Source organism: Peribacillus sp. FSL P2-0133 (genome assembly GCF_037975445.1).
In the GTDB taxonomy this organism is placed as follows: domain Bacteria; phylum Bacillota; class Bacilli; order Bacillales; family DSM-1321; genus Peribacillus; species Peribacillus simplex_E.
Map to the genome: position 1 here is coordinate 1 of NZ_CP150254.1, position 10,000 is coordinate 10,000.

Consider the following 10,000-nt stretch of genomic DNA (forward strand, 5'->3'; position numbering starts at 1 on the left):
TTGGATAACATCGATAGCCTCTGGAACCAGGCGCTCGGAAAAATCGAAAAAAAAATCAGTAAACCAAGCTTTGAAACTTGGCTTAAATCAACCAAGGCTTATTTACTGCAAGGTGATACCTTAACAGTCACCGCTCCCAATGAATTTGCCAGGGATTGGCTTGAAGAACGCTATTCCCATCTTATTTCCGATGTATTGTTTGAACTTACCGGTGAGGAATTGGAAGCAAAATTCATCATCCCCCCCAATCAAGAAGATGATGATTTTACCGTTCCTGTTCAGCCTAAAAAGATAAAAAAACAGGACAAAGAGCATGCTGCATTTCCGCAGCATATGCTGAATGCGAAAAATACCTTCGATACATTTGTCATCGGCTCCGGCAATCGTTTTGCCCATGCCGCGTCTCTCGCTGTCGCAGAAGCTCCGGCCAAAGCCTATAATCCCTTATTCATATACGGGGGCGTAGGTCTTGGAAAAACTCATTTAATGCATGCAATCGGGCATTATGTTCTTGAGCATAATCCGAATGCAAAGGTCGTTTATTTATCGTCTGAAAAGTTCACGAATGAATTCATCAACTCGATCCGGGACAATAAAGCTGGGGAATTCCGTGATAGATACCGAAGCGTGGATGTTTTATTAATTGATGATATTCAATTTCTTGCGGGAAAAGAACAAACTCAAGAAGAGTTTTTCCATACATTCAATGCGTTGCATGAAGAAAGCAAGCAGATTGTCATCTCGAGTGACCGCCCGCCAAAAGAGATACCTACACTCGAGGATCGCCTCCGTTCAAGGTTTGAGTGGGGCTTGATCACGGATATCACACCTCCTGACCTAGAAACGCGGATTGCCATATTGCGTAAAAAGGCAAAAGCTGAGGGCCTTGATATCCCGAATGAAGTCATGCTCTATATTGCCAACCAAATCGATTCCAATATTCGTGAGCTGGAGGGTGCACTTATTCGTGTCGTCGCCTATTCTTCATTGATTAATAAAGATATAAATGCCGACTTGGCAGCTGAAGCATTAAAAGACATCATCCCTAGCTCCAAACCTAAAATAATCACCATCTTGGAAATCCAGAAGACGGTCGGTGAACATTATAGTGTCAAACTTGAGGATTTCAAGGCGAAAAAACGGACAAAATCCGTAGCCTTTCCAAGACAGATTGCCATGTATCTTTCCAGGGAGTTAACGGACTCATCCCTGCCTAAGATAGGTGATGAATTTGGAGGTCGCGATCATACGACCGTTATCCATGCGCATGAAAAAATCTCCAAACTCATGCAAACGGACACACAGCTTCAACGTCAGGTTAAAGAAATCCAGGACCAGTTGAGGGTATAATAGATTCTGGATAATGTGAATAACTGATGACTACTTACACACAGTCTGTCCACATGTGGATAGACTGTTTTTCCTTAGGTTGAGTGGACTTATCCACATATCAACAGGCCCTACTACTATTACTACTATCTTTTTTAATAAAAATTATTAATAAATATGCCTATTCGGCAATAAAAAAATTGGAGGATGAAACATGAGATTTATAATCCAAAGAGATCGATTAGTTCATAGTGTCCAAGAAGTAATGAAAGCAGTCACATCAAGGACGACGATTCCGATTCTAACGGGGATAAAAATTAGCGTTACTAGTGAGGGTGTCACTCTAACAGGAAGTGATTCAGATATCTCCATCCAATCATTCATCCCGGCTGAGGTTGACGGAGATGAGATTGTTGAAGTTAAAACTAGCGGAGGTATTGTCCTGAATGCCCGTTTTTTCAGTGAAATTGTCAAAAAGCTGCCGATGGATACTGTAGAAATTGAAGTGGAGAATAACTTTCAAACGATTATTCGCTCAGGTAAAGCTGAATTTAATCTAAATGGACTGGATCCTGAGGAATATCCACATCTTCCGATCATTGAAGAAGAAAATATTTTCAAACTTCCAACTGACCTTTTAAAGACCCTTATCCGCCAAACTGGCTTTGCGGTGTCCACGTCAGAAACACGCCCCATCTTAACAGGTGTAAACTTGAAGGTACAAGATGACGAATTGACCTGTATTGCAACAGATAGTCATAGGCTTGCAATGAGAACAGCCAAAATAGAAAATAAAATTAACGGGACCTATAGCGTTGTAATCCCAGGTAAAAGCCTGAATGAGTTAAGTAAAATCCTTGATGATACAAACGAACTCATTGAAATCGTCATTACCGAAAACCAAGTACTTTTCAAAGCTGAAAATTTATTATTCTTCTCAAGACTGCTTGAAGGAAATTATCCCGATACATCACGCTTGATTCCATCTGATAGCAAAACGGATGTGATTGTTCACACTAAAGATTTTCTTCAAGCGATCGACAGGGCTTCTTTATTGGCGAGAGAAGGAAGAAATAATGTCGTCAAATTGACAACCCTGGAAGGCCGTATAATCGAAGTCTCTTCCAACACTCCTGAAATTGGTAAAGTAATTGAAGAGGTTCAGGCAGAAGCCATTGAAGGTGAAGACCTGAAAATCTCATTCAGTGCCAAATTTGTAATGGATGCTCTAAAAGCATTGGAAGGTTCCGATATAAAAATTAATTTCACAGGTGCAATGCGTCCGTTTGTCATTCGCCCGCTACATGATGATTCCATGCTGCAATTAATTCTCCCGGTAAGGACTTATTAAGCTAAAATAATATTTCAAAAAAATTAAAGGCTTGTATAGCAGGTCTTTAATTTTTTTATATTTAAATATAGGTTTCCAAAGGATTTTTAGCGTTTTTTCAATGCTGTCCGGAACGCTGAATCGCTAAAAACAAGAACTGAAAAAGCTATACTTTGTCTTAATGGGATTAATTTAGTAAAATGAAATATTAAAGACTACTTAGAAATGAGTGAGGCATGAAATGGACTCCATAAAAATCAATACCGAATATATTACGCTTGGACAATTCCTGAAATTGGCCGATTTGATTCAAAGCGGCGGAATGGCGAAATGGTTCTTAAGTGAATATGAGGTTTACATTAATGGCGAATTAGACGTGAGAAGGGGCAGAAAATTAAGATCAGGTGATAAAATAGAGATTCCTGGATTTGGCACCTACACAATTACAAGCTAAAACATAAGGGAAGAGCGGAATATGTATATTGAAAATATAAGTTTGAAAAATTACCGCAACTATACCGAATTGAATCTGACTTTTGAGAATAAAGTCAATGTAATCCTCGGCGAAAATGCTCAAGGAAAAACAAATGTCATGGAATCCATTTTTGTTTTAGCAATGGCAAAATCCCATCGGACCTCAAATGATAAAGAACTTATTCGCTGGGATGAAGAGTATGCTAAAATAGAAGGAAGAGTTAGAAAGAGAAATACCTCAATACCACTTGAGCTGACCATTTCAAAAAAAGGGAAAAAGGCGAAGTGCAACCATATTGAACAAAGAAAGTTGAGTCAATATGTCGGAAATATGAATGTGGTCATGTTTGCGCCTGAGGATCTTAACCTTGTAAAGGGAAGTCCTCTAGTCAGACGCCGTTTTATAGATATGGAAATTGGCCAGGTTTCTCCCGTATACCTTCATGATATGAGCCAATATCATAAAATACTTCAACAAAGAAATCATTACTTAAAGCTTCTGCAGACCCGGAAACAAACGGATACGACGATGCTTGACGTGCTGACTGATCAATTTATTCAGTATGCAGCGAAAATTGTCGAAAGAAGATACGAGTTTCTTTTAAAGCTCCAGCAATGGGCAGAGCCGATTCATTCGGGGATCTCCAGAAATCTAGAAGTATTGAAAATCCAATATAAACCGTCGCTTGATGTATCAGAATCTATGGATTTGACGAAAATGATAGAAGTATACACAGAAAAATTTGATAAAATAAAAACAAGGGAAATTGAACGGGGTGTAACATTGGTAGGTCCTCATCGTGACGACCTGGTTTTTTTTGTGAATGACCGCGATGTCCAGACATATGGTTCACAAGGACAACAGCGTACGACTGCCCTGTCTTTGAAGCTTGCCGAAATTGAGCTGATCCATGAAGAAATCGGCGAGTATCCCATTTTATTATTGGATGATGTGTTATCGGAACTTGACGATTTCCGTCAATCCCATTTACTGAATACGATACAAGGGAAAGTGCAGACATTTGTGACGACACCCTCCGTTGATGGAATCGATCATCAAACCCTAAGAGAAGCGTCCACCTTTTATGTGAGTCAAGGAAGTATAAAAAAGGTTAAATGATGAGGTGAATGTATGTATCTCCATATTGGTGAAGACATTCTTGTGAAAACGGATGATGTCATAGCCATTTTAGATAAGAAGCTGCTTCAGGCCTCTCCAATCATGAGTGAATTTTTGGAGAAAAAGTCTGATGTAACTTACCATTTAGCAAAAAACTCGGTTAAATCGATTGTAGTGACGGACAAACAGGTATATTATTCACCGCTTGCGTCGTCCACTTTGAAAAAGCGTTCACTGCAGTCATCGCTCTTAATCGATGATATAGATATTCTTTGAATTGTAGCTAAACGTTATAAATTCTCCTGAAAATTGATAAATGCCAAAAGAAAAGTGTAGGTGATACGAATGACAATGGAACAAAAAGAAGTACAAGCTCAGGCATACGATGAGAATCAGATACAGGTTTTAGAAGGCTTAGAAGCAGTTCGTAAACGTCCGGGGATGTATATCGGCTCTACCTCTGCAAAAGGACTTCACCATCTTGTTTGGGAAATTGTCGATAATAGTATTGATGAAGCGCTAGCTGGTTTCTGTACGGAAATCAAAGTGACGATCGAAGAAGACAATAGCATAACCGTAGTCGATAATGGTCGGGGAATTCCAGTCGGTATCCATGAAAAAATGGGACGGCCAGCAGTTGAAGTGATCATGACGGTCCTTCATGCGGGCGGTAAATTTGGCGGCGGGGGCTACAAGGTTTCCGGTGGTCTGCATGGTGTTGGGGCTTCAGTAGTTAATGCCTTATCCACGGTATTGGAAGTTTATGTTCATCGTGAAGGTAAAATCCATTATCAGCAATTTAACCGCGGTATCCCTAAAGAAGATTTGAAAATTATCGGGGAAACCGATCATACAGGAACGACTGTACACTTCATTCCTGATGGTGAAATCTTCACAGAAACCTTGGAATATGATTTCGATACATTAGCTACACGAATCCGTGAGCTTGCATTCCTGAATAAAGGCTTGAAACTGATCATTGAAGATAAACGTGGGGAAGAAGAGAAAATCAGGGATTTCCACTATGAGGGCGGTATCAAATCTTATGTTGAGCATTTGAACCGTTCAAAAGAGGTATTGCATGAGGAACCGATTTTCATGGAAGGCGAGAGAGATGGAATTTCTGTTGAATTGGCTCTCCAATATAACGACAGCTATATCAGTAATGTCTTTTCTTTTGCCAATAATATTCATACCTATGAAGGCGGTACACATGAATCAGGATTCAAGACTGCTTTAACCCGTGTCATCAATGATTATGCACGGAAAAATGGTCTTTTAAAAGAAGCTGATTCCAACTTCTCAGGTGAAGATGTCCGGGAAGGTTTAACGGCAATCATTTCGATTAAGCATCCTGATCCACAATTTGAAGGTCAGACGAAAACCAAACTCGGAAACTCTGAAGTAAGAACGGTTACTGATTCCATTCTTTCTGAACGACTTGATGCCTTCTTGTACGAAAATCCTGCCGTGGCCCGGAAAATTGTAGATAAAGGGCAAATGGCAGCGAGAGCCCGTATGGCAGCGAAGAAAGCCCGTGAATTGACCCGAAGGAAAAGTGCTTTGGAAGTATCCAATCTTCCAGGGAAATTGGCGGATTGTTCTTCCAAGGACCCGGGTATCAGTGAATTGTACATCGTTGAAGGAAACTCGGCGGGAGGCTCGGCAAAGCAAGGACGGGACCGCCATTTCCAAGCCATTTTGCCGCTAAGGGGTAAAATCCTGAATGTAGAAAAAGCGAGATTGGATAGAATCCTTCATAACGAAGAAATAGGTACGATCATTACAGCACTTGGAACAGGCATTGGTGATGAATTCAATATTGAAAAGGCTAGATACCATAAAATTGTCATCATGACCGATGCGGATGTGGATGGTGCCCATATCAGAACACTGATGTTGACATTCTTCTACCGGTATATGCGAAAAATTATCGAGTACGGATATATATATATTGCTCAGCCGCCGCTTTTCAAAATCCAGCAAGGGAAAAAAGTGGATTATGCTTATAATGACCGCGAGCTTGACGAAATCATAGCAAGTTTGCCAAGTACTCCAAAGCCTAACCTGCAGCGTTATAAAGGGCTGGGGGAAATGAATCCAGAGCAATTGTGGGAAACGACGATGAATCCTGAAACGAGAACGCTGCTTCAAGTCAGTTTGAAAGATGCTGCCGAGGCAGATGAAACTTTCGAGATGTTGATGGGCGATAAGGTAGAACCACGACGTAACTTCATTGAAGAAAATGCAATTTATGTAAAAAATCTCGATATCTGATTTTTTGACAGGATGCTTTTTACATCCTGTTCTTTACATAGTGAACGAACAGTTAAAACTAAATGAGATATAAGCTTTTTATAGGAGGTTGGCTCCATGTCAGAAAATGAAAGATCAGGTGTAAAAGAAATAAATATAAGTACCGAGATGCGGACATCGTTTTTGGATTATGCGATGAGTGTTATCGTGTCTCGGGCTTTGCCTGATGTAAGGGACGGTTTAAAACCGGTACACCGAAGAATTCTTTATGCAATGAATGATCTTGGAATGACTTCGGATAAACCATTTAAAAAATCTGCCCGTATTGTCGGGGAAGTAATCGGTAAATATCACCCGCATGGTGATTCAGCCGTATATGAAACGATGGTACGGATGGCGCAGCCTTTTAACTATCGCTATATGCTTGTCGATGGTCATGGAAATTTCGGTTCAGTCGATGGAGACCAAGCAGCCGCAATGAGGTACACAGAAGCAAGAATGTCAAAGATTTCGATGGAATTGCTTCGCGATTTAAATAAAGATACGGTTAATTTCCAAGATAACTATGATGGTTCAGAAAGAGAACCAGCCGTTATGCCAGCCCGTTTCCCGAACTTGTTAGTGAATGGTTCATCTGGTATAGCAGTAGGAATGGCAACCAATATTCCACCCCATCAATTAGGCGAGGTAATTGACGGCGTATTGGCTTTAAGCAAGAATCCTGAAATTACAATTCCTGAGTTGATGGAATATATCCCTGGTCCGGACTTTCCGACAGCAGGTTTGATTTTAGGGAGAAGTGGAATCAGAAAGGCCTATGAAACCGGAAAAGGGTCAATCATTCAACGTGCGAAAGTTGAGATTGAAGAGAAACCCAATGGTAAACAGGTAATCCTTGTTAAGGAAATCCCTTATCAAGTGAATAAAGCAAGATTGATTGAAAAAATTGCAGAACTTGCTCGAGATAAGAAAATCGAAGGCATTACCGACTTACGGGATGAGTCGGATCGCAACGGCATGCGTATTGTCATGGAGCTTCGAAAGGATGTTAATGCAAACGTACTTTTAAACAACCTGTATAAGCATACCGCGATGCAGACCACCTTCGGAATCAATCTGCTTGCTTTGGTGGACGGACAGCCTAAAGTATTGAATTTAAAACAATGCCTGCACTACTACTTGGAGCATCAGCAGGTAGTCATACGGCGCAGGACTGAATTTGAATTACGGAAAGCGGAAGCGCGTGCCCATATTTTAGAAGGTTTGCGCATTGCACTTGATAATTTGGATGCGGTCATTTCGTTAATCCGTAGTTCCCAAACTACTGAAATTGCCCGTGAAGGGTTAATGACACAATTTTCACTTTCTGAAAAACAAGCGCAAGCTATCCTGGATATGCGTTTACAACGCTTGACTGGTCTGGAACGTGAAAAAATTGAAGATGAATACCAGGCATTAATGGCCATAATTGCAGAGTATAAAGCCATTCTTGCTGATGAGGAAAAGGTTCTTGAAATTATTCGTGAAGAGCTTCTTGAAATTAAAGAGCGTTTTGATGATAAACGGAGAACTGAAATCACATTAGCCGGCTTTGAAAGCTTGGAAGATGAAGATTTAATCCCAGAGGAAAATATAATCGTGACACTTACGCATAACGGTTATATTAAACGCTTGCCTGCAACCACATACCGCAGTCAAAAACGCGGGGGGCGCGGAATACAGGGTATGGGAACGAATACAGATGACTTTGTCGGTCACTTGTTAACCACATCGACTCATGACACTCTATTATTCTTCACCAACAAAGGTAAAGTCTATCGTTCCAAAGGATATGAAATACCTGAATATGGTAGAACGGCAAAAGGATTGCCGCTTATCAACTTGTTGGAAGTCGATAAAGGCGAGTGGGTCAACGCAATCATACCTGTGAAGGAATTTGCTGACGATTGGTATTTATTCTTCACGACCAGACATGGGGTTTCAAAGCGTACACCTTTGTCTTCTTTTGCAAATATCCGTAATAATGGTTTAATTGCCCTAGGTTTACGTGAAGATGATGAATTGATTTCTGTCCGTCTTACGAATGGAGAGAAACAGATCATAATTGGAACGAAGTCCGGGATGATGATTCGTTTCCCTGAGACGGATGTACGGACAATGGGACGTACTGCAGCGGGTGTGAAAGGGATTTCCTTACGGGCGGATGATGAAGTAGTCGGTATGGAAATTCTTGAAGATGATGAAGAAGTGCTGATTGTTACGAAAAATGGCTATGGTAAACGGACCTCTGCGGAAGAATACCGTATTCAAAGCCGTGGAGGCAAAGGAATAAAAACATGTAATGTCACTGAGAAAAATGGTGAACTTATAGCCGTGAAAACAGTTACGGGTGTAGATGAAGATTTGATGCTGATTACAGCAGCTGGTGTATTAATCCGAATGGAAGTCGAAGGCATTTCTAAAACGGGCCGTAATACACAGGGTGTTAAGCTCATCCGACTCGAATCCGCTGATAATGAATATGTTTCGACGGTAGCCATCGTAGGAAGAGAAGAAGAAGAAGAAGAAAAAGACATGGATATAGAAACGGTCACGACTCCAGATTCTGATTCTGAACCTGCTGTAATTGAAGAAAATGAAGAAACTGAAAAAGATACGGAAGAATAATCTTTCCACAAAAAAAGACCCAGGCAATTGAGCTGGGTCTTTTTTTGTGCTTAAGATGAATTTCAAACTGATTTCAAGAGTGTTCGAATTTGAGTAAAAACTTATCATGTTTAGGGGATTAAAAATGAAAATGCCAATAAATTGAATTTATTTTGGTGTTTAATCATAAAAAAAGCTAGTTTCTACCATTTTTTCAAGTGGAATGATACTCACCAATATTACCGAGGTGAAACGTTTTGCTTGTGAAAACTCGCTATTTAATCGAAGGCGCATCCTGTCAAAAGAGATTAGAGGTCTTTCGAACAGACCCATAATGTATGAAAAAACAATAATGACCCGGCAATTAATTGAAGCTTTGCAAGCCTTTTTAATAACAGAGGTAAGCGTTGAAAAAACTTTGATTGATGGAAAGAGATTTCTGCCGAAAGAAGTAATGGATCCAGAATGGGATGAGAATGGAAGAGTCATTGGATATTACGGATTTTTATCTTAAGTCGTTACAAACATATAAACGATTATTTAAAAATTGGCAAGCGGGCAGTAAAGCCGAGGTGGCCATGATTCGTTTTATCATGATTTCCCTTATGGACAAGGATTTAGAGGAACCAGGAAACATTTTGAAGCTGCACCACTATTGCAATAAAGAAGACTATGTATATCATCATGCTATTTCCATTGGATTAATAGGGGGATATATTGCATATAAAATGAAATGCAATAGGGCTGATGTCTATCAAGCTGCAATTGGCGGATGTCTGGCAGATTGCGGGATGGCAAGGCTGCCACCAAGGTTATTAAGTAAAACGGCAAGCCTGACAGCAGAT

Annotated in this window: 9 protein-coding genes (1 of these 9 cut by a window edge); all 9 read left to right on the plus strand. The window is 40.3% G+C overall.

The genetic code is table 11. The features are described from left to right. Entirely contained in the window at window positions 1-1,350 is a 1,350-nt protein-coding gene (gene dnaA / locus MKY17_RS00005; RefSeq protein ID WP_057914144.1) for a chromosomal replication initiator protein DnaA, read from the plus strand. 193 nt (window positions 1,351-1,543) lie between these two features. Further along, entirely contained in the window at window positions 1,544-2,680 is a 1,137-nt protein-coding gene (gene dnaN / locus MKY17_RS00010; RefSeq protein ID WP_098370329.1) for a DNA polymerase III subunit beta, read from the plus strand. Between the two features lie 220 nt (window positions 2,681-2,900). Next, complete coding sequence (gene yaaA / locus MKY17_RS00015) at window positions 2,901-3,113, plus strand: S4 domain-containing protein YaaA (RefSeq protein ID WP_034316192.1); 213 nt, start codon at window positions 2,901-2,903, stop codon at window positions 3,111-3,113. Window positions 3,114-3,134: 21 nt separating this feature from the next. After that, window positions 3,135-4,253: a DNA replication/repair protein RecF gene (gene recF, locus MKY17_RS00020; protein WP_048687943.1), complete on the plus strand. Its 1,119-nt coding sequence runs from the start codon at window positions 3,135-3,137 to the stop codon at window positions 4,251-4,253. A 12-nt stretch (window positions 4,254-4,265) separates the two neighbouring features. After that, complete coding sequence (locus MKY17_RS00025; protein ID WP_098370330.1) at window positions 4,266-4,529, plus strand: extracellular matrix/biofilm biosynthesis regulator RemA family protein; 264 nt, start codon at window positions 4,266-4,268, stop codon at window positions 4,527-4,529. Window positions 4,530-4,604: 75 nt separating this feature from the next. Continuing rightward, the gene (gyrB, locus tag MKY17_RS00030) at window positions 4,605-6,530 is read left to right on the plus strand and encodes a DNA topoisomerase (ATP-hydrolyzing) subunit B (RefSeq protein WP_098370355.1); all 1,926 of its coding nucleotides are present in this window, start codon (window positions 4,605-4,607) and stop codon (window positions 6,528-6,530) included. 96 nt (window positions 6,531-6,626) lie between these two features. Continuing rightward, entirely contained in the window at window positions 6,627-9,176 is a 2,550-nt protein-coding gene (gyrA, locus tag MKY17_RS00035; RefSeq protein WP_098370331.1) for a DNA gyrase subunit A, read from the plus strand. A 313-nt stretch (window positions 9,177-9,489) separates the two neighbouring features. Next, a complete protein-coding gene (locus MKY17_RS00040) occupies window positions 9,490-9,669 on the plus strand; it encodes a hypothetical protein (RefSeq protein WP_098370332.1) in 180 nt (59 codons plus the stop codon). Next, window positions 9,632-10,000, plus strand: partial view of an HD domain-containing phosphohydrolase gene (locus tag MKY17_RS00045; protein ID WP_179891005.1) — the 5' portion only. It continues 201 nt past the right edge of the window; only the first 369 of its 570 coding nucleotides appear in the window; its start codon is at window positions 9,632-9,634; its stop codon lies beyond the right edge, outside the window. The genes MKY17_RS00040 and MKY17_RS00045 overlap by 38 nt, the downstream gene beginning before the upstream one ends.

Coding starts and splice junctions, on each gene's coding strand:
- dnaN (WP_098370329.1), top strand. CDS start 1,544: ATGAGATTTATAATCCAAAGAGATCGATTAGTTCATAGTGTCCAAGAA.
- yaaA (WP_034316192.1), top strand. CDS start 2,901: ATGGACTCCATAAAAATCAATACCGAATATATTACGCTTGGACAATTC.
- recF (WP_048687943.1), top strand. CDS start 3,135: ATGTATATTGAAAATATAAGTTTGAAAAATTACCGCAACTATACCGAA.
- MKY17_RS00025 (WP_098370330.1), top strand. CDS start 4,266: ATGTATCTCCATATTGGTGAAGACATTCTTGTGAAAACGGATGATGTC.
- gyrB (WP_098370355.1), top strand. CDS start 4,605: ATGGAACAAAAAGAAGTACAAGCTCAGGCATACGATGAGAATCAGATA.
- gyrA (WP_098370331.1), top strand. CDS start 6,627: ATGTCAGAAAATGAAAGATCAGGTGTAAAAGAAATAAATATAAGTACC.
- MKY17_RS00040 (WP_098370332.1), top strand. CDS start 9,490: ATGTATGAAAAAACAATAATGACCCGGCAATTAATTGAAGCTTTGCAA.